At 56.1% G+C, this 26045-nt stretch carries 23 protein-coding genes and 1 pseudogene; 3 read left to right on the forward strand and 21 right to left on the reverse strand.

Features of this window, described 5'->3' with window-relative positions:
* Positions 1 to 2: 2 nt before the first annotated feature.
* The 6 genes from tilS to spoIIE all read right to left on the reverse strand — a co-directional run bounded on the left by tilS (position 3) and on the right by spoIIE (position 7165).
* Positions 3 to 1484, reverse strand: a complete 1482-nt coding sequence (gene tilS, locus C7459_RS00945) for a tRNA lysidine(34) synthetase TilS (protein ID WP_109685334.1) — start codon at positions 1482 to 1484, stop codon at positions 3 to 5.
* On the reverse strand, positions 1438 to 1941 hold the full coding sequence (locus C7459_RS00950; protein WP_109685337.1) for a threonine/serine exporter family protein: 504 nt from the start codon (positions 1939 to 1941) through the stop codon (positions 1438 to 1440). Before C7459_RS00950 ends, tilS begins: the two co-directional genes overlap by 47 nt.
* The gene (locus tag C7459_RS00955; RefSeq protein ID WP_109685339.1) at positions 1938 to 2714 is read right to left on the reverse strand and encodes a threonine/serine exporter family protein; all 777 of its coding nucleotides are present in this window, start codon (positions 2712 to 2714) and stop codon (positions 1938 to 1940) included. The genes C7459_RS00950 and C7459_RS00955 overlap by 4 nt, the downstream gene beginning before the upstream one ends.
* Positions 2715 to 2792: 78 nt before the next feature.
* On the reverse strand, positions 2793 to 3734 hold the full coding sequence (locus tag C7459_RS00960; RefSeq protein WP_170119190.1) for a protein kinase domain-containing protein: 942 nt from the start codon (positions 3732 to 3734) through the stop codon (positions 2793 to 2795).
* On the reverse strand, positions 3706 to 4446 hold the full coding sequence (locus tag C7459_RS00965; RefSeq protein WP_109685343.1) for a vWA domain-containing protein: 741 nt from the start codon (positions 4444 to 4446) through the stop codon (positions 3706 to 3708). Before C7459_RS00965 ends, C7459_RS00960 begins: the two co-directional genes overlap by 29 nt.
* 136 nt (positions 4447 to 4582) lie before the next feature.
* The gene (gene spoIIE, locus C7459_RS00970) at positions 4583 to 7165 is read right to left on the reverse strand and encodes a stage II sporulation protein E (protein ID WP_109685345.1); all 2583 of its coding nucleotides are present in this window, start codon (positions 7163 to 7165) and stop codon (positions 4583 to 4585) included.
* A 317-nt stretch (positions 7166 to 7482) separates the two neighbouring features.
* Between spoIIE and C7459_RS00975 the strand changes: the two are divergent.
* The 3 genes and pseudogenes from C7459_RS00975 to C7459_RS00985 form a co-directional block, all read left to right on the forward strand.
* Positions 7483 to 7896: pseudogene (locus tag C7459_RS00975) on the forward strand (ComE operon protein 2); the annotation flags it as partial.
* A gap of 82 nt (positions 7897 to 7978) precedes the next feature.
* The gene (gene cmpA, locus C7459_RS00980; RefSeq protein ID WP_109685349.1) at positions 7979 to 8089 is read left to right on the forward strand and encodes a cortex morphogenetic protein CmpA; all 111 of its coding nucleotides are present in this window, start codon (positions 7979 to 7981) and stop codon (positions 8087 to 8089) included.
* A gap of 83 nt (positions 8090 to 8172) precedes the next feature.
* Positions 8173 to 8520: a DUF4870 domain-containing protein gene (locus C7459_RS00985; RefSeq protein ID WP_211320315.1), complete on the forward strand. Its 348-nt coding sequence runs from the start codon at positions 8173 to 8175 to the stop codon at positions 8518 to 8520.
* 49 nt (positions 8521 to 8569) lie between these two features.
* On the opposite strand, the gene C7459_RS00990 is transcribed toward C7459_RS00985, so the two are convergent.
* The 15 genes from C7459_RS00990 to kamD form a co-directional block, all read right to left on the reverse strand.
* A complete protein-coding gene (locus tag C7459_RS00990) occupies positions 8570 to 9415 on the reverse strand; it encodes an arylamine N-acetyltransferase (RefSeq protein WP_109685353.1) in 846 nt (281 codons plus the stop codon).
* A 178-nt stretch (positions 9416 to 9593) separates the two neighbouring features.
* Positions 9594 to 10538 carry a methylmalonyl Co-A mutase-associated GTPase MeaB gene (gene meaB / locus C7459_RS00995; protein ID WP_109685355.1) on the reverse strand — a complete coding sequence of 315 codons (945 nt, stop codon included), beginning with the start codon at positions 10536 to 10538 and terminating at the stop codon, positions 9594 to 9596.
* Positions 10539 to 10542: 4 nt separating this feature from the next.
* Positions 10543 to 11688: an acyl-CoA dehydrogenase gene (locus C7459_RS01000; protein WP_109685357.1), complete on the reverse strand. Its 1146-nt coding sequence runs from the start codon at positions 11686 to 11688 to the stop codon at positions 10543 to 10545.
* Positions 11689 to 11712: 24 nt separating this feature from the next.
* Positions 11713 to 12855, reverse strand: coding sequence for an acyl-CoA dehydrogenase (locus C7459_RS01005; RefSeq protein ID WP_109685359.1), 1143 nt, complete (start codon positions 12853 to 12855; stop codon positions 11713 to 11715).
* A 36-nt stretch (positions 12856 to 12891) separates the two neighbouring features.
* Positions 12892 to 13674, reverse strand: coding sequence for an enoyl-CoA hydratase-related protein (locus C7459_RS01010; RefSeq protein ID WP_109685361.1), 783 nt, complete (start codon positions 13672 to 13674; stop codon positions 12892 to 12894).
* A gap of 21 nt (positions 13675 to 13695) precedes the next feature.
* Entirely contained in the window at positions 13696 to 14547 is an 852-nt protein-coding gene (locus C7459_RS01015; protein ID WP_109685364.1) for a 3-hydroxybutyryl-CoA dehydrogenase, read from the reverse strand.
* A 58-nt stretch (positions 14548 to 14605) separates the two neighbouring features.
* Positions 14606 to 15790, reverse strand: a complete 1185-nt coding sequence (locus C7459_RS01020) for an acetyl-CoA C-acetyltransferase (RefSeq protein ID WP_109685366.1) — start codon at positions 15788 to 15790, stop codon at positions 14606 to 14608.
* 189 nt (positions 15791 to 15979) lie between these two features.
* Positions 15980 to 18019: a (Fe-S)-binding protein gene (locus C7459_RS01025; protein WP_109685367.1), complete on the reverse strand. Its 2040-nt coding sequence runs from the start codon at positions 18017 to 18019 to the stop codon at positions 15980 to 15982.
* A gap of 207 nt (positions 18020 to 18226) precedes the next feature.
* Positions 18227 to 18892, reverse strand: a complete 666-nt coding sequence (locus C7459_RS01030) for an RloB family protein (protein WP_170119191.1) — start codon at positions 18890 to 18892, stop codon at positions 18227 to 18229.
* Positions 18889 to 20133, reverse strand: coding sequence for an AAA family ATPase (locus C7459_RS01035; RefSeq protein WP_109685371.1), 1245 nt, complete (start codon positions 20131 to 20133; stop codon positions 18889 to 18891). Before C7459_RS01035 ends, C7459_RS01030 begins: the two co-directional genes overlap by 4 nt.
* A gap of 165 nt (positions 20134 to 20298) precedes the next feature.
* Positions 20299 to 20727 carry a hypothetical protein gene (locus C7459_RS01040; RefSeq protein ID WP_109685373.1) on the reverse strand — a complete coding sequence of 143 codons (429 nt, stop codon included), beginning with the start codon at positions 20725 to 20727 and terminating at the stop codon, positions 20299 to 20301.
* A 96-nt stretch (positions 20728 to 20823) separates the two neighbouring features.
* On the reverse strand, positions 20824 to 22038 hold the full coding sequence (locus C7459_RS01045) for a DUF2515 family protein (protein WP_170119192.1): 1215 nt from the start codon (positions 22036 to 22038) through the stop codon (positions 20824 to 20826).
* 103 nt (positions 22039 to 22141) lie between these two features.
* Positions 22142 to 22552, reverse strand: a complete 411-nt coding sequence (locus C7459_RS01050; protein WP_109685377.1) for a hypothetical protein — start codon at positions 22550 to 22552, stop codon at positions 22142 to 22144.
* A gap of 1144 nt (positions 22553 to 23696) precedes the next feature.
* A complete protein-coding gene (kamE, locus tag C7459_RS01060) occupies positions 23697 to 24473 on the reverse strand; it encodes a lysine 5,6-aminomutase subunit beta (RefSeq protein WP_109685381.1) in 777 nt (258 codons plus the stop codon).
* Entirely contained in the window at positions 24470 to 26041 is a 1572-nt protein-coding gene (kamD, locus tag C7459_RS01065) for a lysine 5,6-aminomutase subunit alpha (RefSeq protein ID WP_109685383.1), read from the reverse strand. The genes kamE and kamD overlap by 4 nt, the downstream gene beginning before the upstream one ends.
* Between the last annotated feature and the right edge of the window lie 4 nt (positions 26042 to 26045).

The raw sequence follows: 26045 nt of genomic DNA on the forward strand, positions 1-26045 counted from the left end.
GTTTAAGTACCTCCTGAAAACGGGTCGCTGCGTTCGTAGGACTGTGGACCGGGTGCGGGGAGCACGTGTGCCCGGATGACGAGCGTGCGCGCTGTCTCGGGCGTTACGAGTCCTGCTTGACCACGGGTGAGGCCGACGACCCACGCGATGGAGTCATTGATGCAGAAAAGCGGCCAGGTGGCGCGGCGAGACTTGGGGACTTTGGCGTCCACCAACACATCGCTGATGCGCTTGGTGCCGTGTAAACCGATAGGGCGTAGGAGATCTCCGCCCGCCCTTGACCGTATGTATATGCGCGAACTGGACAGTTCATCAGCATTGAAATGGGCGGTCCACGCGTCGAGAGGACGCGAAGGCACACCTTCAACCTCCGTCAACTCCAGCGCGATCCCATACTCTGGGAGTTCATGTCGCCCGAGCGATGTCAGTTCATAAGGTGCCGGTGGAACTTCCTGCACAGGATCTAGCGCCTGTGTGGTGGTAAAAAGCAGTGCGTCGTACACCCGGCGGGCGACGATGCCGTGCGGGAGATGCAACTCCGCGCTCGGATAGCGATTCGTAAGCAGAGAGCGGATGCTCTCGATATGTACCTGCTCCCATAGACTGGTATGTCCGCGCAGATAATATAATATTAGTGTAATTACCCGGCGTTGTAAAGGAAGCGGGCTCACACCGAGAAGCCGCACGTCTACAGAGATTGTGCCATCTCGCTCCGTCTGGCAGATGCGCCGATACTCCCTCTCCGCCAACTCGCTCAGGTACTGGTCATCCTCGCGCGCTTGCTCTGCGAGATGGACGAGGTGAGACTTGGTTCCCTCGTTGTACGCTGTCGTGAGTTCGGGGAGAAGTTGTATACGTATCTTATTGCGCAGATAGTGTGTTGATGCATTGGAAGAGTCCTCACGGTACAGGATTCCATAGTCTCGCGCATATGATTCGATCTCGGCTCGCCAGACGTGCAAAAGCGGGCGGATCAGCTCAAACTCCGCCCCTTCCTCCCGTCGCCGGGTCGGGATGCCCCCGAGACCTTTGAGCGACGTGCCGCGCAGGATGCGCATCAGCACCGTCTCCGCTTGGTCGTCCGCATGGTGGGCGGTGGCGAGTTTGGTGGCGCCGATGAGGTTCGCCACTTTTTTCAAGTACTGATACCTGACTTCGCGCGCCGCAAGTTGTGTGGACAGACCCGCTCGCTTGGCATAGGCTTTGACGTCAAACGTTTTGGCAAAAACGTCCAGGCCCTGCTGAGCGGCCAGCCGTTCCACAAACTCGCGATCCCCTTGCGACTCCGCACCGCGCAGTCCGTGATCCACATGGGCGACGGCGAGCGTGATCCGAAACTGCTCGCAGAGGCTCAGCAACGCGTGCAGCAACACGACCGAGTCCACGCCGCCGGAGACGGCGACGAGGACTTTTTCCCCCGGTTCGAACAGGTTGTGGTCAATCGCGCTCTGCTGCACCTGTTCGATCAGCGGGTGCTTTTTCATACCGTCTCCTCCTGTCCAACCGCATGATCGTGCCGGCGATGACAAGGCCCGCGGAGATGGCGCTGGCGATCAGGAACGTCTCCGTCCCTTTGGCGAGGCCTTCGAGATCGTGCCCGGTGACGAATTCGCGCATCGTGGCAAAAGCGGACGAGCCCGGCACCAGCGGCACGATGCCGCCGACGACGAACACGATCACGGGCATCCGCATCAAGCGCGCCAACAGCTCACTCGTCACCGCGACCATCAAGCCCCCGATAAAGGCAGCCCCGACAGACGATACCCCGTACTGCACCGCCACGTATTGTGCCAACCACGCCATCATCCCGACCATCCCAACCCACAGCGCCGCCCGCTTCGGCACGTGATACAGCACCGCATACCCAATGGTTGCGAGCAGCGTCATCAGCAGTAACATCAATAAATGCGGGAGTTGTTCCAGTGAGAACGGCCCGCTCATCGCGCGACTCCATACGATGCGAAGGACAGCACCAAGGCAACCGCGACGGCGATTGCAAATGCGGTCAATGTCGCCTCGCTCGCCCGCGCGACGCCGGAGAGCAGTTCACCCGCCATCAGGTCGCGGATCGCATTGGTCAGGCTGAGGCCAGGAACCAGCGGGATGACCGCCCCGATGACAGCGGCTTCCAGGTTGCTGGAAAAGCCGCTTTTTACACTCATCACAGCGAGTGACACGCCGACCAGCGCCGCTGTGAACACGCGCAAGAATCGCGGAACGTTGTCAAACATCGCGTCCATCGTGGTGTTGCTCAACCACCCACAGATCGCACCGATCAAAAACTCGCGCCACCCGCCGCCAAAAAGCACCGCAAACGCGCCGCTGGAAATGGCCGCCGCCAGATGCTGCCAGCGGATGCGGAAGTGTGGCGGCGCGTCATGGATCGCTCGCAATCGGTCTGACATCTCTTCAAACGTCATCTGGCCGCGCTCATACCGCCGGGAGAGGTCGTTGACCTCGTGGACTTTGTACAGGTTAATCGCGGACGTCGTGCGAATCCGGATCAAACCGGTCTTCTCTGCACCGATCATTCCGACAGAAATGAAGATGCCCGTCGGCGTCACAAAACTATGTACCAATTTCGCACCAGACGCCCGACCAATGCGCACAATCGTCTCTTCTACACGCGACGTCTCCGCACCGTGTTTTAACATCAGATCGCCTGCGCGCAAACAGAGGTCGAGCACCCGGTCTTGGCTTTGCTCGCTGTTCATGAGCACTCATCCTGTCTCTTAAGTATAGTCCTACGCTCATTCCCGTTAGATTTCGTGGCGCGGCCAAACTTTCCTTCCTCATTTGGCGAGGATAAATTGACAAAATACCAACACCAATACCGCCGCTGAACCGAGCAACAGCCAATCGGTCCAATCGCGGTGGCGCGTTTTTTTGTTTTTGCGTTTCTTTTCGGTCTCCACGCTTTTTTTGACCAGCGGGGTCAAGGCTTCGCGCAGGGCAGCGACCGTGCGGATGCGCCCATCCCAGACGCCGCGCAACAGCCCGCGCCAGTCCTCGAAGCGCGGATCGCTGAGGATTGATTTTTTGACGAGCGAGTAGTTCGGCCCGATCTGTCCGACTTGCTTGCGCGTTTCCGGGGCCAGCAGTTGAATCACCAGCATCGAGAGGGCGAACACATCATAACTCTCCTCCGCCAAGCGGCTCCCCTGTCCCCACCATGCGCGGTCGTTCCACTCGGTGTATTCCTTCACCCCGCGTCCAAATGGTGTCACGCCGCCGAAGTCGACCAGCCGCAGCACGCCCCGCCCCTCATCGACGAGGCAGTTCTCCGCCTTGAGATCGCCAAAGCAGTAGCCTTGGGTATGGAGGCGTTCGAGATAGGTGCAGAGTTGGAGCAACAGCACGGGAGTCCAGTGCGGGCCTCTCTTTTGAAGAAAATCGTCGAGGTCGGTCCCGCGCACCCATTCCATGACGTAAAAAAACGCCTTGCCCTTTGCCGTCTGCACATCGTCCAAATCAAAGATGAGCGGCCCAAGGTCGACGCCCCGAGCCACCCCCTGCAATTGTTTTAAGATTTTATGTTCCAAAGAGATCTCCGCCGCTTGCACCGACACTTTTAGCGCGTAGTACTGCCCGTCACAGGTGACGCGGTACACTTCTCCGTTGGCACCGCTACCGAGCAGGCCATCGATGCGGTAGCGTTTTTTGTTCCATAGACCGGTGACGATCTGGCCCTTTTGAAAAAAAGGATCAGACAACGTATGCTGCCATGTCGCCATCTCCATCATCCTTCCGCTTGGCGGGTCGTTCGATCAGTTCTTGTGAAAGCATGCGTGTCGCCTTCTCAATCGCCGGCCCGGTCGGCGTACCTCCGTTGGCACGCAGGCCATTCATCAGATCGATCAGGTTGGCGTTGTGCGTGAAGTCGGTGATCACCGAGACTTCCTCGCCAGACTGACCGGGGAAGGTGAGGATCGCGACTTGGTGTTGTCCGTGGCGCACGTCGAGGCCGATTTTCAGGTCGCGAATCGCTTCGCGAACGGTCGGAAGTTTGTCGTGCATCGAAGCGCTGGTGTCGATGACCAGCACGAGTTGTAGCTGTGCTTCGTCGCCGAGGCGTTCGACCATCTCCGCGACATCGGAGCGTTTTTCCGGCGGCAGTCCGTCCGCGTCGGTGCCCATGAGCTGGCGAAGTTCCTTGTTGACGACTTGCTGGATCGTCATCTGCACGGTGTGTTTGGTCACCATCTGCATCGTCATCGCCAACTGCTTGGCTTGGACGATGCGCGAGATGCCGCCGCCCGCTTCGGCAATGGCTTGCACTTCCTGCCGACCCGCCGAGTTCAAGTCGCCCCCGTCGAGAATCCCGACCACGTTGACCGTGATCCCCAACCGCCGAGCAAACTTCGCAGCCTCAATCGGATTGCTCCCCCGGTTCGAGCACCCATCCGTGATCAACAAGATCTGTTTCATCATCACATTCTTCCACATAGTTCCACCCCTCCAAGGCATAGTTTCTAGTTTTAGTATGACCGTGGGTGGGAGCTATAAACCATAGAATGCAAGATTCCAACCGAATTGGGCATAAAAAAGCTCTCGACGCACCACCGCGTCGAGAGCTTTTTTTTCACGTCATCGGCACCAGCTTGTCCTGCTCGGCGAGCATTCCGCCCTCGCCTCTGCGTTTGAGCTTCTGCACACCGGGCAGGCGGATCGTCGCCCACTCCGGCTTGTACTTGGCGACCTTCGCGACCAGCACCGTCATGTCGTCGATGATCTTGCCGTGGTTGATCCGCACCGCGAGTTCCACCAGCATGTCCGCAATCTCCTGCGGGTCACTGCTATCGAAGTCCTCCAGTTTCTTCTTCAACCACCCTTCCTTGTCATCCGTATGCTTCGGTGCATCGAAGATCCCATCTGACATCAGAATCAGCAGATCCCCCTCCTGCAACTCCTCCTCGACCGTCTGGATGTCGATCTCCTTCAGGATGCCGATCGGCACATTCTGTCCCGAGATCGCGTTGACCTTGCCATGACGCTTGATGAACGATGGCGCAGACCCGATCTTCAAAAACTCCGTCTTGGCCGTGAACATGTCGATCAGCGCCAAGTCCATCGTCGTGAAGATCTCATCCTGCGAGCGCAGCAACAGCACGGAATTCACCGTCTTGATCGCCAACTGCTCGTCAAACCCAGCCTTCAACAACTGCTGCAACAGCCGGATCGCCGCGCTCGATTCCTGCATCGCCCGCTCGCCGTTGCCCATGCCATCACTGACCGCCACCGCATACTTGCCGTTGCCCACATCCAGCGCCGTGAACGAATCGCCACAGTGCAACCGCCCGTCCTTGGCGGCACTCGCGACCCCAGTCTCGATGTGATACAACTTCGCGCTGGACAGCGTCATCGTCACGCCGTTTTCGTCCGCCCAGTAGCGGCTGTTCGTGACCACGATGTTCTCGCCGAGCACTTCGGACAGCAGCGGGGCGATCAGTTTTTCCCCCTCGTCCGCCGAGGTTGCGCCTGTCGAGGTGACTTCGATCTCGACTTTCCCCTCCTCCAAGGACACGATGTCCACCGAGCGAATCGACAGACCGAGATGCTCCAGCGCCGCCACGATGTGCTCCTCATGATCGGCGGAGACATGGTTTTCCTTGCGAATCTCCTGCGCGAGGTCCGCCATGATCGAGGAGATGCCGACCAGTTGCTCCGCCACCATGTTGCGACTCTCCGCAAGTTGGTTCTGCCACTGCATGTCCCGCTTGGACATCTCGACCGCTCCGGTCAGCGCCGGGATCATCGCTTCCGTTTTTACACAGAATTTGTTCAGCTCCTGTGGAACTTGTGCTTTCGTGATGCTGCCTTCTATATCGATCAACGTCACGGTGTCGAACAGCGCACGATAGGTTTGGTAGAAGTTTTTTTCCCAGCATTGCTCCTGTTTGAAGCACCCTTTGCACACTTGGCCCGCGGCCGATTCGAACGTTTTGTTCATCACTTCGTCCTGCGCATGTACTTTTTGCGAAGCGCTGGAGATCTGGGTGAACGTGTGCGAGAGTTCTTGAAAAACGCTCGATACCTCGCGGATGCGCATCGCCATCAGCTCGCGGATGCGGCGGGCGTAGTCCTGTTGGGTGAGGCTGTGTTGGTGTGTCCCTGGCACGTAGCGGGAGACTTGGTCGATGAAGCTCTTCGGCGTCAGGATCAACATCCCGAACGCCACCGCCGATTCCTCCAGAGCCACCAGCACCGAGGAGGTGTCCTGCACATAGACCGTGAGGATCGCCGCCCCGAGTCCAAATCCGATGCCGACGCCGATTTTTTTCACATCGCGCAGCAGTCCTGCGAGCAAGCCGGAGAAGGCGAGCAGACCGATTTGCGAGGCGGACATCACGCTTGCCATCGTCAGGATGATCCCGGTCACCACCCCGACGCTCGCCGCCACCCCGGCCCCGCCGATCATCGCGAACAGCATGATCAGGTAGCGGGAGAAGACATTTTCAAAGGACACCGCCCCATAATGCAACCCGTGCAAGCCGGTCAGCATCGACGCCAGCAGGATCACGAGGCAGATGATCTCCTCGTTGCGCAGTTCCTTGACGCCGCGCTGGAAAGTGAAGATCGGCAGCGACTGGATGAAGATCAGCGTCAGCACCATCGACAGGAACCCGTTGACCAAGCCCATCAACAAGCTGTAGGAACTCATGTCTCCAGTTGCCGCGTTGCCCGCAAGTCGGACCCCGCTGTCGACGAGGAAGACCACGAACGGCACGGAGCCGAGCGTCAGGGCTTTTTTCTTGCTCAGCATGCCATAGACGAAGCGGTAGAGCAGCAACGCCGCGACGAGGACCGGCCAGATCGAGAACAGTCCGTTGGTTGTGAACGACCCGAGGATCAGCGCACCCAGCACCCAGCGTGCGGCGGAGCGTTTGAGTCGCAGGATCACCGCGTAGAAGGCGATCGCGAACGGGGAGAGCTCCCCGAGGATCATCGCACGTCCGAGGAAAAACGCCATGATCGTCAGCACTGTTGATGACCGCCCGAGGAACACTTGCGCGCCCCCCATCGTCTCTGCGATCCGTTGGCGCATCCTGCTCAGCGGTCCTGCCGATCCGGCCTGCCCCACACGGGCCGAACCGGCTACCGCTTGAACGGTTGCCTTGCTCCCTGTTCGAACTTGCTTCGCACGCTGGAAAAATTCTCTCCACATCTGGTCCCCACCATCCCGTTTCCGTAGAATTTGTAGGTTCAGAATAGCATGTCCGCCTTGAATAGTTTGTCAAAACGCGCCCCTTCACTTGGGAAATTTCCGACACAGAATGCCCTGTCCGCACACGAACACCCGCTCCCCTGATCGACGGCGACGCCTGCTGTTGATAGAAGCATTCTAAAAAAAGCTCCGCGCACGACGGCTCGAATTGTCGCGCGGTTGGGCTGATTTGTCGGAAACTAATTGGAGGTTCGACACCTATTTTCAAGCGAGGTAGAATAGAGATGTAGATTTCACCATGAGGAGGCCCTGTCTCAATGCGCAAACCTTGGAACGAATACTTTATGGATATGGCCCGAATGGTTGCCACCCGTGCGACCTGTGACCGCCTACACGTCGGCGCGGTGATCGTGCGCGACAAACGAATCATCTCCACCGGCTACAACGGTAGCGTCTCTGGCGATGTACACTGCCACGATGAGGGGTGCAACGTGGTGAACGGCCACTGCATCCGCACGATCCACGCCGAATCGAACGCGATCCTCCAGTGCGCCAAGTTCGGTGTCTCGACGGAGGGGGCGGCGATCTACGTCACCCATTTCCCGTGCCTGCTGTGCAGCAAGCAGATCATCCAGGCAGGAATTGCACAGATTTATTACGAAGCCGATTACCGGATCGACCCGTATGCGGAGCAGTTGTTGCAGCAAGCCGGAGTCTCCCTGACGCAAATTCTCGTACAAATTACAGAGTGATGCACACCCCCTCGACGTTTTGCATACCCTACCAGCAAAACCACGTCGAGGGGGGCGGATGATGCCGAGCTGGCTGAAAACCCAACTCTCACGCGCGTATCGTGAGAAGGACAAACGATCGATCATCATGCTCAACCGCGCTTTTTTCAAATACAGAAGCAATCTCCACTAAAAAAGAAGGCATCCGTACACAGGCGGATGCCTTCTTTTTTATCACGTTGCATAGACTAGGACGAAGTGGAGAGGAGGATGTCTATGCACGAAACAAACCAAGAGGCGCGTACATTTGGCATGCTGTGTCACCTCGCAGCGCTCGCAGGATACGTCATCCCGTTTGGCAACATCATCGGACCGTTGATTTTCTGGTTGCTCAAGCGTGACCAACACCCGTTTGTCGACCAACAAGGCAAGGAAGCATTGAATTTCCAGATCTCCGTCATCCTCTATCTGATCGTCGCCGGGATTCTCTGCATCATCTTCATCGGCCTGCTCCTGCTCCCGATCATCGGGGTCGCCTCGCTGGTGTTCATCATCATCGCCGGCGTACGTGCCAACTCAGGTGAGTCCTACCGCTACCCGCTGACCATCCGGTTCATCAAGTGAGAAAAAGCCCTGCAGCTTCGCGCGCAGGGCTTTTTCCTACCTCGGGTCCCTACCCGCCATAGCGGCGTGGGTTGCTCTCCCCAAACTCCTGCGTCTTCCCCACGCGCTCCGGTGCGGTGACAAAAGCGACCGCCTCCGCCGCCACGTCGCGGTCGATGCCGAAGGTCTCGTGTATCAAGCGGTAGAACGTCTCCACATCGGGCATCGGCGTTTCATGCCGCCCTGATACATCCATGCTCAAGTAGCGATTGGTGTCGATCCAAACTTTCCGGTACGGCGAGACCAACCGATCCGCCGAGGCCCGGCGCATGAACACGTTGTCATCCGTGTCGCGGTGCGAGAACGAGATGTCCTCCTCAAAGTCAGCGAAGGTCAGCGGGTGCCACTCGATGACTTTTTTCACAAAGGATTTCTCGTTATAAAAGCGTTCGATCTCGTAGGAGTGCTCATCAAGTCGGGTGATCTTGACCTCTTCGCCGTACAGCGAAGTGAAGTTGGGCTCCTCGTCCAGCAACAGCGGGCGGAACGTCGGGGCTCCATACCCGACATCGACGTACCAGATCTGCCCTCCAAGGTACACGCGGATCGCCATATGCCTCGGTGACACGCGGCAATAGTCGAGTTGGTAGCCGAGCGCTTCGAGCAACCGCCCGAAGTTAAAGTTCAGGATGTAGCAGTTCCCACCCCTCCCCTTGCTCACCAAATTCTCCACAAAGACCTCCACCGGAGGCACCAGCCAGCCGTTGTCCTCCCGCTGATTGTAGTAGTGGATCTTGCTGAGCAGTTCATAGGGGACGGTGAGCAAGTGCGCTTGGATCAAGTCGCACAGTGCAACAAAGTCGGGCCGTTCAAAAGTGACCCCTAGTTTGTCGAGATACCGTTGTTTCCAGTTCATATAATCCCTCCGCACTCCATCCCCGTGGACGCCATGTCACCCCGTGGTTCCGCTCTGATCGGGGGCAAGACGTCGGAGGATTCCTCTCGGTTGCCAAAAAACCCCCGGCGCAGGGCCGAGGGTTTTCCTGCGAACCCGTATACGTGTACGTTTCGCGACAGGGTTCTGCTTCCCCTTTTTACCGCTTCAAGATGTTCCGCATCATCTCGTCCGCCAGCTGGTACGGATCACGCTGCCCTTGTTCCACATCGGCGAGCTTCTGCGCCCAATCGGAGTCCGCGTTGATCTGTTCCTTCAAGCGGCGAGCGATCGTGCCTTCGACGATGGCGACGATCTCCTCCTGACGACGCTGATGGCGGCGTTGTGACCAGAGACCGGAGTCTTGGAGATGCTGCTTGTGCTTTTGGATGGCTTGCCAAAGTTCTGGGCAGCCTTGGTTGTCCCGCGAAATCGTCCGCACCACCGGCGGTCGCCACGGGATGTGACCGAGCATGTCGAGCATGTAGTGAATCTCGCGCTCCGTCTTGTCCGTCCCTGGCAGATCGGCTTTGTTGATCGTAAATAAATCCGCGATCTCCATGATCCCTGCCTTCATCGTCTGGATATGATCCCCGGCCGATGGGTTCAGCACGACCACCGTCGAATCGGCGACGTTCATGATGTCGAGCTCCGATTGCCCGACACCGACCGTCTCGATCAACACCACATCACAGCCATACGCATCCAGCACGCGGATCGCCTCTTGCGTCGCCCGCGCGAGACCGCCCAGACTGCCACGCGTCCCCATCGAACGAATGAACACCTTCGGATCGAGCGCATGGCTGTTCATCCGCACTCGGTCACCGAGGATCGCCCCGCCGGTAAATGGCGAGGTCGGATCGACAGCGACCACTCCGACCGAGTAATCAAACTCCCGGCGCAAGTACCCGATCATCCGGTCGGTGAGCGAACTTTTGCCCGCCCCCGGCGGTCCGGTCAGACCGACCAGAAATGCCTTCCCCGTATGCGGGTGCAAGTCGCGCAGGATCTGAGTTTTCTCCGGTGCGTCATTCTCGATATGTGTGATCGCGCGGGCGACTGCCCGTTTGTCTCCTGAGAGAATGCGTTGCACCAACTCATGCATAGGATCAGTCCTTCAGAAGGTGACGCGAGATGACCATGCGTTGGACTTCGCTGGTACCTTCGTAGATTTGGGTAATTTTCGCATCGCGGTAGAAGCGCTCCACCGGATACTCGCGGGAGAAGCCATAGCCGCCGAAGATCTGCACCGCTTCCGATGCCGCCTTCACCGCCACTTCCGAAGCAAACACTTTCGCCATCGCCGATTGCTTGGAATAGGGGAGGCCTTCGCTCTCCAACCATGCCGCTTGGTAGGTCAACAGGCGCGCTGCTTCAATCTCCGTCGCCATGTCGGCCAGCTTGAACTGGATCGCTTGGAAGTTAGAGATCGATTGGCCGAACTGTTTGCGTTGCTTCGAATATTCGGTTGCGTGGTCGAGTGCGCCTTGGGCGATCCCCAACGCTTGTGCCGCGATGCCGTTGCGTCCACCATCGAGGGTCATCATCGCGATCTTGAAGCCTTCACCGACTTGGCCGAGCACGTTTTCCTTCGGCACTTTCACATCTTCAAAGATAATCTCCGTCGTGGTCGACGCACGAATTCCAAGTTTCTTCTCATGCTTGCCCACGGAGAAGCCCGGGTAGGACGCTTCGACGATAAAAGCGGTGATGCCGCCACGGGTGCGTTTCTCCGCATCCGTCACAGCGAATACCACATAGATGTCGGCAACGCCACCGTTGGTGATGAAGATCTTCGAGCCGTTCAGCAGCCAGTGGTCGTCTTTTTCCACCGCATTGGTGCGCATGCCGCCCGAATCCGTGCCAGAACCCGGCTCGGTCAACCCGTAGGCACCGATCGAGGTTCCCTCTGCCAGTGCGCGGAGGTACTTTTGCTTTTGCGCTTCGTTGCCGAATGCATAGAGCGGCCAACCAGCCAGCGAAGTTTGAACCGACAGGGTGACGCCGGTCGAGGCGCAGACGCGGGAAAGCTCTTCAACCGCGATCACGTAGGAGACAAAGTCCATGCCCGCCCCGCCGTACTCTTCCGGCCACGGGATACCCGTCAGGCCGATCTCCGCCATTTTTTTGAAGATCTCGTGCGAGAACTCTTCCTTCTCGTCACGCTCAGCAGCGGTCGGTGCTACTTCCTTCAGTGCGAAGTTGCGCACAAGCTTGCGAATCTCCTGTTGGTCTTGCGTCAATTGAAAGTTCATCGTCATCTCGCTCCTTCATGTGCCTTAGCCTTTGAGTAAGTTCTTGGAGACCACCACGCGTTGAATCTGGTTGGTGCCTTCGTAGATCTGCGTCACTTTCGCGTCGCGCATGAAGCGCTCCACCGGGAATTCCTTGCTATAGCCGTAGCCGCCGAACAGTTGCACCGCATCGGTGGTGACGCTCATCGCCACGTCAGACGCGTAGTACTTCGCCATCGAGGCTTGTTGCGAGCACGGCAGACCTTGTTGGCGCAGCGATGCCGCTTGGTAGGTCAGCAGGCGCGCTGCTTCGATCTTGGTGCCCATGTCCGCAATCATGAACTGAATCGCTTGGAAGTCAGCGATCGACTTGTTGAACTGGCGACGCTGCTTCACATACTCCACCGACGTGTCAAAAGCAGCGCGGGCGATGCCTAGCGCTTGTGCGGCGATGCCGACCCGACCGCCGTCGAGGTTGCTCATCGCGATCTTGAAGCCTTCGCCTTCCTGTCCGAGCAGTTGGCTTGCTGGAACGACCGCGTCTTCAAAAATCAACTCGACCGTGCCAGAGCCGTTCATCCCCATCTTGTGCTCCTTTTTGCCGATCGAGAAGCCCGGTGTCCCACGCTCGATGATAAAAGCGGAGACGCCCTTGGCGCCTTTTTGCGGATCGGTCACAGCGAACACGTTGAAGATGTCAGCAACTTCGCCGTTGGTGATGAAAATTTTCGAACCGTTCAGGATGTAGTTGTCGCCATCCTTGATCGCGCGGGTGCGCAGACCAGAAGCATCAGAACCCGCACCCGGTTCAGTCAGGCCAAAAGCGCCGATCAACTCGCCCGTGGCGAGCTTCGGCACGTACTTCTGCTTTTGCTCCTCGGTGCCAAAGTTGAGAATCGGGTAGGTGCCGACCGAAGTGTGTACGGCGACGATGACGCCAACCGAAGCGCTCGCGTAGGAGAGCTCCTCGATCGCGGAGATGTATGACATGAAGTCCGCTCCGACCCCTTCGAATTCCTCTGGAATCGGGATGCCGAGCAGTCCGAGCTCGCCCATTTTGCGCAGCAGTTCGCGTGGATACTCGTCGGTGCGGTCGATCTCAGCGGCAAGTGGCGTAATTTCATTCCGTGCAAAGTCACGCACCATTCGCTGCATGTCAAGTTGGTCTTTGGAAAAAAGGAAGTCCATCGCCTGTTGCTCCTCCCGATAAAGTACTGAAAAACGTTACTTGCCTGAGAAGGTTGCGGGGCGTTTTTCGAGGAACGCCTGCATCCCTTCTTTTTGGTCCTCTGTGGAGAAGGACAGCGCAAACAGCTCGGTCTCGTACTGCAGACCGCGTTCGACGTCCATGTTCATCCCTTCGTTGACGCCTTGCTTGGTCAGACGGACCGAGATCTGGCCTTTGCCAGCGATCTTGGTCGCGATCTCGATCGCTTTTTCCATCAGTTGTTCCGGTTCGACGACGTGGTTGACGAGGCCGAGCTGGTAGGCGCGTTCTGCGCCGATCACATCACCTGTCAGGAGCAGTTCCTTCGCGATGCCAGCTCCGACGAGGCGCGGCAAGCGCTGGGTAGCACCAAAACCTGGCGTGACGCCGAGGTTGACTTCCGGTTGGCCGAACTTGGCGTTGGTCGAGGCGACACGGATGTCGCAGGCGAGCACGACTTCACAGCCGCCACCCAGTGCAAATCCGTTGACCGCCGCGATCGTCGGTTGCGGCAGGGTTTCCAACTTGGTGATCGAATCCATGCCGGCAGTGGAGAACTTGCGGCCTTGGATCGCGGTCATCGGTTGCATCTCGGAGATATCAGCGCCCGCGGCAAATGCTTTCTCGCCCGTGCCCGTCAGGATCACGACACGGATGTCCTCGCTGGCTCTGATCTCGTCGAGCAGGTGGCCAAGTTCGCGCAGGAGCGCGGAGTTCAGCGCGTTGAGCGACTTCGGACGGTTCAAGGTGATGAACGCGATGTGATCGCGAACTTCGAACAGGATGTTTTCGTAGGTCATAGGTGGTTGCCTCCTCGTCAATTAGCTGTACTGGTAGAAGCCACGGCCAGTTTTCTTGCCGAGCCAGCCGGCTTTGACGTACTTGCGAAGCAGTGGGCACGGACGGTACTTGGAATCGCCAAAACCTTCGTGGAGCACTTCCATGATTGCGAGGCAGGTGTCGAGTCCGATGAAGTCTGCCAAAGTCAGCGGGCCCATCGGATGGTTCATGCCGAGCTTCATCACTTCATCAACCGCTTCAACCGAAGCCACGCCTTCGTAGACACAATAGATCGCTTCGTTGATCATCGGCATCAACACGCGGTTGGAGACGAAGCCTGGGAAGTCTTTGACTTCAACAGGCACTTTTTCCATGCGCTTGGTCAGGTCTTCGATCGATGCGTAGACATCATCGGTGGTGGCGAGTCCCCGGATGATCTCGACGAGTTTCATCACCGGCACCGGGTTCATGAAGTGCATGCCGATCACCAGTTCTGGGCGGGAGGTGACCGCTGCGATCTCCGTGATCGGGAGCGACGAGGTGTTGGTCGCGAGGATTGCGCCCTGCGGAAGCACTTCGTCCATCTGGCGGAAGATGTTTTTCTTGATCTCCATGTTTTCGGTCGCCGCTTCGACAGCCAATTGCGCATCGTGTGCGTCGCCCATGTTGGTGGTCGGGTGGATGCGCGCGAGGACCGCCGCTTTTTCCTCCTCCGTCTTGCGGCCTTTTTCAACGTCGCGGGAGAGGTTTTTGGTGATCGTCGCGATGCCACGTTCGAGGTATTCCGGCTTGATATCATTCAGAACGACGTGCAACCCTGCTTGTGCAAAAACTTGTGCGATGCCACTGCCCATCTGGCCAGCACCGATGACGAGCGCTTTGCGGATTTCCATGTGTGAGAAACCTCCTGCGTTATGTAGGTAGGGGCATGGGATGCCCCTTTTCTATGCCTTATGCGTGAACGCGAACGAGAATGGCGTCGCCCTGTGCAGCACCGGAGCAGATCGCCGCGACCCCCAGTCCTCCGCCACGACGGCGAAGTTCGTAGATCAGCGAACCGATGATCCGGGCACCCGATGCGCCGATCGGATGACCGAGCGCGACAGCACCGCCGTTGACGTTGACTTTGTCTTCGTCCCATTCGAGCAGTTTGCCAGAGGTGAGCGTCACCGCGGCAAATGCTTCATTGACTTCGAAGAGGTCGATGTCTTCCAGTTTATAGCCTGTCTTTTTAAGCAACTTTTGAATCGCCAGACCGGGCGTGGTGGCGATATACGGAGCATCTTGGCCGACTTGTGCGTGACCGAGGATGGTCGCGAGCGGCTGGATGCCTTGCTCCTGTGCCTTCTCCTCCGACATCAACACCAGTGCGCCCGCGCCGTCATTGATGCCCGGTGCGTTGCCTGCCGTGATCGACCCGTCCTTCATGAAGACCGGTTTGAGGGCGGCGAGCTTGTCGAGCGTGGTGTCCGGGCGAATCGCTTCGTCCTGATCCACCACCGTGACCGCGCCCTTTTTCCCGGCAACTTCAACAGCGACGATCTCCTCTGCAAACTTGCCGGATTCCAGTGCAGCCGAGGCGCGCTGTTGCGAGCGTAGCGCCCACTCGTCCTGTGCCTCGCGGGAGATGTCATACTCGTTGGCGACGACAGAGCCGTGGACCGCCATCGGGACATCGTGGAAGGCACAACGCAGACCATCGTATTGCATGAGATCCACGATCTGTCCATCGCCCATGCGCAGGCCGAAGCGGCCCTTAGGCAGGATGTACGGAGCGTTGGACATCGACTCCATCCCGCCTGCGACGATCACGTCTGCGTCACCCGCACGGATGATCTGGTCAGCGAGCGTGACAGCTCGCATCCCGGACGCACAGACTTTGTTGATCGTCTGGGTCGGGACTTCCCAAGAAAGGCCCGCTTTGACCGCCGCTTGGCGGGACGGGACCTGACCGGCGCCCCCTTGGAGCACCATGCCCATGATCACTTCTTCGACTTGCTCGCCGGAGACTCCCGCACGAGTAAGCGCTTCCTTGATCGCGATCGCCCCGAGGTCGGTGGCGGTCAAGGAGGAGAGCGCCCCACCAAACTTGCCAAACGGAGTACGTGCGGAACTGACAATGACCGTCTTGCGCATGTGACTCACTCCCTTACGTTATGTGATGAATGAAGAATCATTCAGTTGCAACCAAACAGTCGTTTCGCTTGGAAACGGTTTCTTTTCCATTATACACGAAATGTGGTGATGCGTGATGAGAGCGAAAAATCAGATAACGAATCCCGCGCACAAAAAAAGACCGAGGGCACGCCCCGGTCTTTTCCGCGATTAGTGTTTTTCGGTACCGAATACAGACATCGAAAGCAGCTCGACAACGTCGTAAACCGGGAGATTCTCCTCGACGTTTTTCGCCTTGGTGCCGTCGGTGATCATCGTCATGCAGTACGGGCAGGCGGTGCCGATCGCCGTAGCGCCGGTTTCCATCGCTTGCTCGGTGCGCATCACGTTGATGCGTTGTTCACCGGTGTCTTCCTTGAACAGACCGCCGCCGCCTGCACCACAGCACATCGACTTGTTGCGGTTGCGTTCCATCTCGACGAGCTTGACGCCCGGAATGATCGAGATCAGGTAGCGCGGTGCGGTGTAGATGTCGTTGTAACGACCGAGGTAGCAGGAATCGTGGAAGGTCAACGTGTGGTTGACTTCATGCTCTGGCTTCAGCTTGCCTTCATCGACCAGTTGCGCCAGCAACTCGGTGTGGTGGAGCACGACTTCGAGTTCAAAACCGAAGTCCGGGTATTCGTTTTTGAACGTATTGTAGGCATGCGGGCAGGTTGTGACGATTTTCTTGATCCCGTATTCCTTGAAGATTTCGATGTTCGCTTCGACGAGCGATTGGTAGAGCATCTCGTTGCCGAGACGTCGTGCCGTATCGCCGTCCGACTCTTCCTCTTGGCCGAGAATCGCGAAGTCGATGCCCGCTTCTTGGAGCAGGGTTGCGAAGGCTTGCGCGATTTTTTGGTTGCGTGCATCAAACGATGCGGAGGAACCGACGTAGTACAGCCAATCGACTTCTCCGTCGACTTCTGCCATCGTGCGCACGCCCATCTCCTTCGCCCAATCGCCACGAGTTTTGCGGTTTTGGCCCCACTCGTTGGATTGACGCTCAAGGTTTTGGAACGCACGGTTGATTTCCGGTTCTGCCTTGCCTTCGGTGAGCACGAGGTAACGGCGCATGTCGATAATCTTGTCGACGTGCTCGTTGAAGACCGGGCAGGCTTCCTCACAAGCGCGGCAGGTGGTGCAAGCCCAGATCTCGTTCTCCGTGTAGACGTCCCCGATCAGCATCGGCAGTTCAGCGGTGGCAGCGACTTCGACTTGCGTGCCGTCAGCGCCGGTTACGGTGCCTGCTTTTTGGGCGACGAGCGTGTCACCGACGGTGAGCAGGTGGTCTTTCATTTTGAGGATCAGGTATTTCGGCGACAGTTCCGTGCCGGACAGTGTCGCCGGGCAGTTGACGTGGCAACGGCCACACTCGGTACACGCGTACCCGTCGAGCAGTTGACGCCAGGAGAATTGATCGATGCGGCCGACGCCGAATTCCTCGATCGATTCGTCTTCGAGATCGAGCTTTTTCAAGCGGCCCTTCGGACGGGTTGCATCCGTTTTGCGGAAGTAGGTGTTGAACATCGCGCCGACCATGTGCAAGTGCTTGGAGCGCGGGATGAAGACGGCGAAGTAGAACAGGATCGCCGAGTGCAGCCAGAAGAAAATTTCCTTCACAGCGGTCAGCGAGTTCTCCGACATGCCATCAAAAATCGAGGTGGCAACCCAGCCTGCGACCGGAGCGACAAAGCCCGGATTGTGGCCGTCCAGAGCGTCAGTTGCGCCCCAGAACACGTAGTCGGTCAGGATCAGGAAGGCGATCATGCCGACGATCAGACCTGCTTCCATCGTCACGTCGAGGCGCATCGGCTTGAGCACGTAGCGACGCAGAGCGGCGATGGCGAGCGAGATCAGCACGAGGATGTTCGCCATCTCGTGCAAGAAAACGAATACATCCGAGCCTAAGCCTGGGATGTGGTGCCCACCGGTCAGATGGAAAACAAAAAAGTCCATCGCACCAATCGAGATGATGATGAAGCCGTAGAAGATGATCATGTGGGCGATACCAGACGGTTCAGCCAAGACTTTCGCCTGACCCAAAACGTATTTGAAGAAGCCGCCGATCCGGGCGTCACGATCGTCGAAACGATCTTCTTGGGCGCCGAGCATCAGGTATTGATAACGCTTGTAAAAAGCCGACAAGCTGTAATACCCGGCCGTCCCTGCCAATACCAAAAACAGCAGAACGCGAATCCACTCCATGTACTCCTCACTCCTTCTGTACGCTCATATGGTTGAATGAAGCATCATTCATTCAGATTCGACCGAACGGTCGGTTTTCGAAGCGTAAAATGTCCTACTCTATTTATACACGATTTGCGGGAAAAATTCGAGAGTGAAATTTAGGATAGCCAGTCTTAAAAAGCGACTCTTCTCACGCTAGCGTGAAGAGTCGCTTTTTTGCAATCGTTATCGAGTGGAATTTTTCCGAGCCACGGCGTCGATCTGTTCAATAAGCTTGTACACCTGCGTCGACGGGTTGCTTTCCGAAAGATCCAAGTTGCGGCCCAAGTCACGATGATGCTGGTCAAGACGCAACGCGTTGCGGACGGCGGTTGATTGTAGGTTGACGATCTTGGAAAAAACGCACTTGGTCTTCTGATATCCACCTAGTTCCTCGCGGGAGTTCAACTTGTCGAGCAGTTCTCGGTTGGTGTAGTTTCGGGTGCTGTACTCAAAATGCGCGAGGAACCAAATTTCAAAGGAGGGATTGGAGATCGCTAAGGAAACACCTCTGCGATTGGCACGGTCCCGTAGAGTTCGCAATTGCTCATCTCGCGGACCGCTGTTTTGCTGAGCATCCACATCAAGTACACACCACACCTGATCCCCGTCTTGAAGATCGAGTTTGAAGGTGTCCACAGCCAATTTTTGAGCGTAGTCAACCAGATCAGCAGGTACTGAGTATTTATGTTCTTCCGCCACTTGTACGCGTACCCCAGATTTTTCGGTAGTCGCGAAGTTGCGGAAATAGATGCGTTCGGTTTGATTTTTAGCCTCACACACGATGAGGATGGTGTCCCGGGTTTCCTTGCTTCCCACAGTTCGACGCTCACGGCTTCGAGAACGGCTCACAGCAACGAACCTCCCTTGAAGAAGGGAATCGCACCGTAGCGCCCAATCAGATAGCCTTTTTCGATGTCTTCGTTGTTTCGCGGCTTGAAGTCGACCAGTGAGTAGAGAGAAGTTGCGCCTGTTTTCGAGTCCTTCTCGGTAAACCAAACTTGGTCACGGCGGAACAGTAGTTCATTCAACAAATTGGTGTTGTGCGTGGTGAACACGAGTTGAGCGCCCAACGTGTTGATCTCAGGATTGTGGAAGAGTTGAATGAGTTGCTCGGTAAGCAATGGGTGCAGGCTGGATTCCAATTCGTCGATCACCAAAACCTTGCCCTCGCGCAAGGCATCAATCAACGGCCCAAGCAATTCAAACATGCGTTGTGTACCTTTGGATTCGTCGGTGAGGCTGAATTGTACACGTTGCTCGACTCCTTGGTCGTCGAGGTACTTGTGGTAGGAGTTCACTTCCGGGCGATTCACAGTTCTGAAATAGGGTGCTTTCCCATCATCCCCGCTTACAAGAACCCTCTTAGCTCTACGCGTAATGCTAATATCATCAATTCCAGTATCCGCATTTCTCAGAAGCTCACGAGCCAAATCAATCGCCGCCGTGTCTTCATGTAACTTCGTTTTGGTATATGTATCCCATTTCATCGCCTCGATATCAGTCGCGATCACCACTTTATTTTTAAAATAATCATGAACGTCCTTAATCGGCTTATAATTGAATTGGGTGGCGTTGGAGAGATACAACTTGTTATCGAGTGTCATCTCCGCAATCGTCTTTTGCTTTTCCACGTCTTCGCCAAATGTATAGGTATTTGAGTCTTTTCGCTCGAAGATCATCGTCTCTTGTCCGCTTGGGTAGGCATACAAATATTCTTCCAGGACCCGTTCTTGGGTTACTGAAAGTCCGTAGCAATGCTCCGTGCTATTTACTAGAAAGTAAACCTCAAATTCGCTAGGTTCCTGCTCCGACTTTCCATCTAAACGAAAAGGCGTAACCTCTATTTTATCTCCAGACTGGATCAAATGCGAACGCGTTATCAATTCATAAACAAATGCCATAGCCTTCAAGACATTGGATTTCCCTGACGCATTGGCCCCATAGATAATAGCTGTCTTCAAAACAGAACCTAGATCATCCGGCAAATCTACTAGATTGGATGTGTGCCCACTCTCATCGGAGGCTGACAAGCTTACTTTCACCTGTTCCCGAATGGAACGAAAGTTTTTCACGCTAAATTCAAGGATCATAGACTGCTATCCCTCCACCGTTCAGACCTCTTACTAGTATACCTCTATGTTCCTAAAAGGAACATAGAACACCTCCTATACAACAAATGGTTGCCGTTCCTCTCTAAGATGAAACACAGACTTTCGAAAGCAATACATCTTCATATAAAAAAGGTGCACTCGCAGTCACGGAACCTGCAAGTGCACCTTTTTCAAAAACTTCGTCACGTCATGCGTGAACTCGAACACTTGCGCTTGGTTCTGGTCGCTGTACAGCAGCAGCGCGGGTTTGTCCCCTGGACGGAGGATGAGGTTGATCTCCGTGATCTGGGCGGCCAGCCATTCGTTGTCCACGCGGGTCGGCGGGTCCATGGGAATCTTCACGAGGAGGCCCTTGTCCGCCCCCATGTTCACCCGAGGTGAGGGGCCCGTGATCGAGCCCAGCCACTTTTTCGCTTCGGCTTGCAGTTGCTCGGTGTTCTCAATTTTCTTCACGACCTCCTGCTTTTTCACGTCGTACACCTGAATCTTCTCCGGTTCCAAGGCCGCCTGTACAGGGCTTGCGCTCACCAGAGTCACCACCAACAGCAGGCTCGTCACCACGCGCTTCCACATCCACTCACACCTCACTTTTCCTCTAGAATGCCCAACACCCACCACGATGTTGCAAAAAAAGCCTGTGCCCGCATCGACCGGGCACAGGCTTTTTTCTCACTCGCGGTTGTGTTTTTCCTCCGCCCACCACGTTTCGGTGGCGACTGCTCGCTCGACGAGCGCGAGCGTTTTGCCATACGCGACGGTGATGTTGAACCCGCTCGCTGGCTTGGTGCCAAACAACTCCTCCGCAGCCTCAGGAGTCCCACACCAGTCGTGTCCATCTGCGGGTTCTGGGTCACGTACATCAGGCCATACATCAACTAGGTGCGGCGAGTGCAAGGGAGACGCTCCTTTTTTCAAAAACAGTCCGTTCAGGCGAGGGTGGTAGCGTTTCGGGCTCTCCTGCGGGGCTTTGTAGGTATAGAGATGTGGCCAATAGTCGCTTCGTGAGCCGGTATGCGGTGTTCGAGCAGCCCAGCGCATCACGCCCTCATACACCTCAGAGCGGCCAAACAAGATCGCATACAACCGCCGCCCCGTGTCGATGCGCTCCGTCAGCGAGAGGAACGTATCCACCGTCACCCCCGCCAACTGCACCTCTGGAGTCGCGCTAGGGCTTTCATATGGAAACACCACCTGCGTCAAATTGAGCAGGGTCTGCGCCGCGAATTCAAACGAGGTGACCACCGGACGATACTTCGGGTGACGCACGACGCGGTGCTCGATGAAATTCTGTTCATTGACGACCAACGCCATCGTCAACAGTTCCGAATCATGGGTCTCCCAGAACCGCTCCCACACGATACCCATAAACTGCGATACCCCAAAGTACGGCAGCAGGTGAAAAAGCGGCCGACCTGCGTCGCGGCTCGCTTCATAAAGTAACAGTTGCGGATAAGCATCGCCAAAAATCAAATGATTCGCCCGCTCGAGGAATTGGAAAAAACGCTCCGCTTCGTCACCCTCCAGCACCCGTGCGAGCAGATCGCCACGCAAGTCGGTCATGCTGTAGCCCCCGTTGCGCGAAACCATGTGGGCGAGCAAGGCCCAGTGTACTTCGGGGACGCGTTCGTAGAGCTCCCAATAGGCTTGGGTGCGGGTGATGTTGTTGCGGTTGAGTCGTTTCGTTTCTGTCTGGATGCGCTCGTAGAGAGCGCGGTCGGCTCCGGTCAGCGCAGCAGGGTCGGCTGGCTGGCGAGGGCCTTTTTTTAAACACGCGTCGAGTTGGCGGCGGATCTCTCGAATCTCCGCTGCGTTGGAAAAGCCGAGCACCCGCGCCCGCAATCGCTTGCAGAACATCAGGCACGCTTCACACATGCGGTTGAACATGGATGCTTGGCCCCCTCTGCTCCTGAACATGCGGTCTTGTATGGTATGCCCTGGATGAAAAAAAGACCACAGTTGCTTGCCTACTGTGGTCTTTACTTCCTAATTACGATGGAGCACCGTTCCAATACCAGATAAGCACGGGTGCCACATAGATAACGAAAATCCCCAACACTGCGATGATGCGAACGATCTTCCCCCTTGTGGCCAACAAGAATCCAATCGGCAAACAGGAGTAGAACATGTAATAAAAGTATTGATCCAACCGTTGGGCCGTGCCGCTGTTCGGCACTGAACTGATCAGGGTGAAAAATCCGAGATGTAGTAACCACAATTGGTACAGGAGCATGGCGAGAACAGAACCAATCAGAAACAGACAATAACGTAGGAAGATCTTTATGATGCGCATTATGTTAGGTTTCACACTTCCCACCTCAGTTACATTTGAAAAGTCGGGCACCCGCATCCTCAGTCGCTTATAGAAGATTAGCCACGCTTCGCTCAAGCGGTTGAACATGGATGCTAGCCTCCTTTGCTCCTGAAAAAGCGTCTTGTATTGATTGCCCCAGGTGTAAAAATGCCATCGTCCTATGCGGACAGCGGTCCTTTTTGTCATACTCTAGCTGGATTGGGGGCCCCGATCATACACCAATGAAAAAGTGGCCAAATCCAAAAGAATAGGATCAGGAGAACCGCTACGATTCGCACTATTTTACTCCTAGATGCCCACATGATGCCGATAAACGGTACTGTATACATCATGATTTTCAACGATTCATTGTTCAGCTCATACACTTGATCGTGATCAGGGTTATAGAGAGTTGCAAATTCCAATTTTAGCAACAAAAACGCATACAGTAGATATACGAAAAACGTGCCTACTGTGTACAGAACGAAACGCAAGATAACAGCCTCCTTCCTATCGGGCAAAAATGAGATCTGGATCATAAATTGATGCAAATTCCAATCAAGTAGACCCTGATACTCTCTTTCAGCAGACACATTTACCACCGCAACCTGATCTACATGAGGCTCGTGCTCCCTCTCATTTTGCTTGATAAGATAGTAGCTAGTTTTTTCTAATCCGTTATGAAAGGCAATATCCAGAGTAAGGCGATAAAAAGAAATAGAAGACGTGCTCCTTTGCGCCTTGTCGCATAAATGACCCCCGCAACTGGTCCACTACATACTATAAGATAGGCATACTCAACCTTTGATGAGCCCGACATTACGTCTTCTTCCCATCTGATATGAATCACATCATACCTCAAAAGTAGGAGTACGTAGATAATTGCAAGAACCGAACAACATAACGTGGAAAGCAAGTATCTACTTATCGTCCAGATCAATTGAATAGATCTCTACCTCCTCAGATTACTTACTCTACTACTAGAATAGTTTCCCTTTGTACTTGTATAATTCTAAGTTATTGTCCTACTTCGATGTGCATAGTGCCAAAATGATGTCGACACTGATTAATTCTATTTTCATCGTATTTTACCACATGCATCCGTGCTGTTGAATTATATCAACCATACCCAATTATACATGTCTTATGTTTTTTGTGAACTCTATTTCATTGAATATTATAAATTCTTCTCGATAAAAAAGAGAACCCCTCCCATCGGAGTGGTTCTCTTTTTTCCTATACATGCTTGCCCCTACTTCAATCCCCGCTTCACCAACTCTTGTACGACAAAACTTGCCACATCCGGTGCCAGTGTCCCAGGACCGAACCCCGCATCATACCCGAGCTCCAGCGCCAGTTCGTGGCCCAGACGCGGGCCGCCGCAGATCAGGATCAGCTTCTCTCGGAGCCCTTCCGCTTCTAGCAACTCGACCAACTGCGCGAGGTTCGGGATGTGTACGTCCTTCTGCGTGACGACCTGCGAGACGAGGATCGCGTCGGCGTTCAACTCGATCGCCTTCGCCACCATCTCTTCATTTTCCACCTGCGCGCCGAGGTTGTACGCCTCGACCATCGGGTAGCGCTCCAGACCATACTCGCCGTTGTACCCCTTCATGTTCATGATCGCGTCGATCCCGACCGTGTGCGCGTCCGTCCCCGTGCAAGCGCCGATGATCGTGATCTTGCGACCGATTTGTTCCTTTATATACTCGTTGATCTCGTAGAACGACATGCGCGGAGAATCGACTTTGGCCACTTTGATCTTGGTGTAGTCGATCATCGCTTTGGTCTTGGCGTACATCACGACAAAGGTAAAGTCCTCACCGAGATCGTGCTGATGCACCACCGCCGGCTCGTGCAACCCCATCTGCGTGACCAACTGCCGTGCCGCTTCCGCCGCTTCCTCACCGGGCGGGACAGGGATTGAGAACGAGAGCTGGATCATCCCGTCATCGAAGGTGTCCCCATACGGGCGCACCTTGGTCATGTCGCGGTCCTTCCACGGTTCGTAGCGCTTCGTTTCGCTCATCGTGCCATCGCCTCCAACCCCAACTCCGCCCGCAACAAGGTCTCAAACGGATTCCAATAATCCTCTGCCCGCATGAACACACCATGCAAACCTTTGCCGCCGGTCATCGTGCGCTTCACATCGGCGAACATCCCGCGCGAGATCGCTTCCAGCATCCCGATGTCGCGGATCTCCTCCAACTTGCCAGCGGCGTCCGTCAGCACATCTTGGGCACGCGCCACGATCTTGCCGTCCCGCTTGAATTCAATCTCCTCGCCGAAGTTGCGCAGGTTCTTGAACACATACTTCGCCCCTTCGATCGCGATGTGACGGTCGTGGATCAGCGGGGTGTGAATCGCTTCGGTCATCATCCCGAGCAACTGGATGCCTTGGTTGGTCATCACACCGACCATGTTGAACAGCGTGTCCTGAACGTGCCCTTTGAAAATGTTCCCGGTCATGTGCTTGGTCGGCGGCATGTATTTCAGCGGTGCGCGCGGGAAGATCTCACGCGCCATCTGCGCTTGTGACAGTTCCAATAGGAAGCCATCCTCCAATTCTGGGCTCATCTCAAAGGCATGACCCAGACCCATCTGCTCCTCTGGCAAGCCAGAGCGCAACGCCAACTGTTCATTGATAAACTGCGACGCCAGCACAGACGGTGCCTGCTCGACCGCATCGGCGGTGGTCAGGTAGTTATCCTCACCCGTATTGATGATGACACCTGCAAACGAGTTGATCATCCGCGAGAAGTTCTGGTCCACCATCGTGCGCTGCATGTTGATGTCGCGGAACAGGATGCCATAGAGCGCATCGTTGAGCATCACGTCGAGACGTTCAATCGCGCCCATCGCCGCGATCTCCGGCATACACAGACCGGAACAATAGTTGCACAGGCGGATGTAGCGTCCCACTTCCTCGCCAACTTCATCGAGCGCCTCGCGCATGACTTTGAAGTTCTCCTGCGTCGCATACGTGCCACCGAAACCTTCTGTCGTCGCACCGTAGGGCACGTAGTCGATCAACGATTGACCAGTCGAGCGGATGACAGCGATGATGTCCGCCCCTTGGCGAGCGGCTGCTTTCGCTTGTACGACATCCTCGTAGATGTTGCCTGTCGCGACGATGACGTAGAGATACGGTTGTGGACCTTCGCCGAGACGCGAGAGATAGTCATCACGCTTGGCACGGTTGGCACGGATCAGGTCGAGACTCGCGTGCGCGAGTTCGAGACCTTTTTGCCGAATCTCATCGTCGGAGGCCAGCGGGAGTTCGCAGAGGTTCAGCGTGCCCGCGGCGACGCTCTCGCCGATCTCTTGGATGCTCAGGCCTTTTTGCAGCACTGCGTTCAGGACGTAGCGGGCGGCACCGTGTTCGAGCAGGCCGCCTTCCTTCAGGTGGTCGACGACGACGTTCGGGAGTGGCACATAGTCAGCATCCACGCCATCCAATCCGTACAGACGGAGGACGGTGCGCTCGACAGCGACGGTGGTGCGTTCGAGGATAAACGATTGCAACGAGTCAGCGATGTCGGACGCCGCCGTGCGGGCCCGGTCGATCAGTTGCGGGTCGAGGTACAGTTTGCTCATAGGA

The organism is Tumebacillus permanentifrigoris (assembly GCF_003148565.1).
Classification (GTDB): domain Bacteria; phylum Bacillota; class Bacilli; order Tumebacillales; family Tumebacillaceae; genus Tumebacillus; species Tumebacillus permanentifrigoris.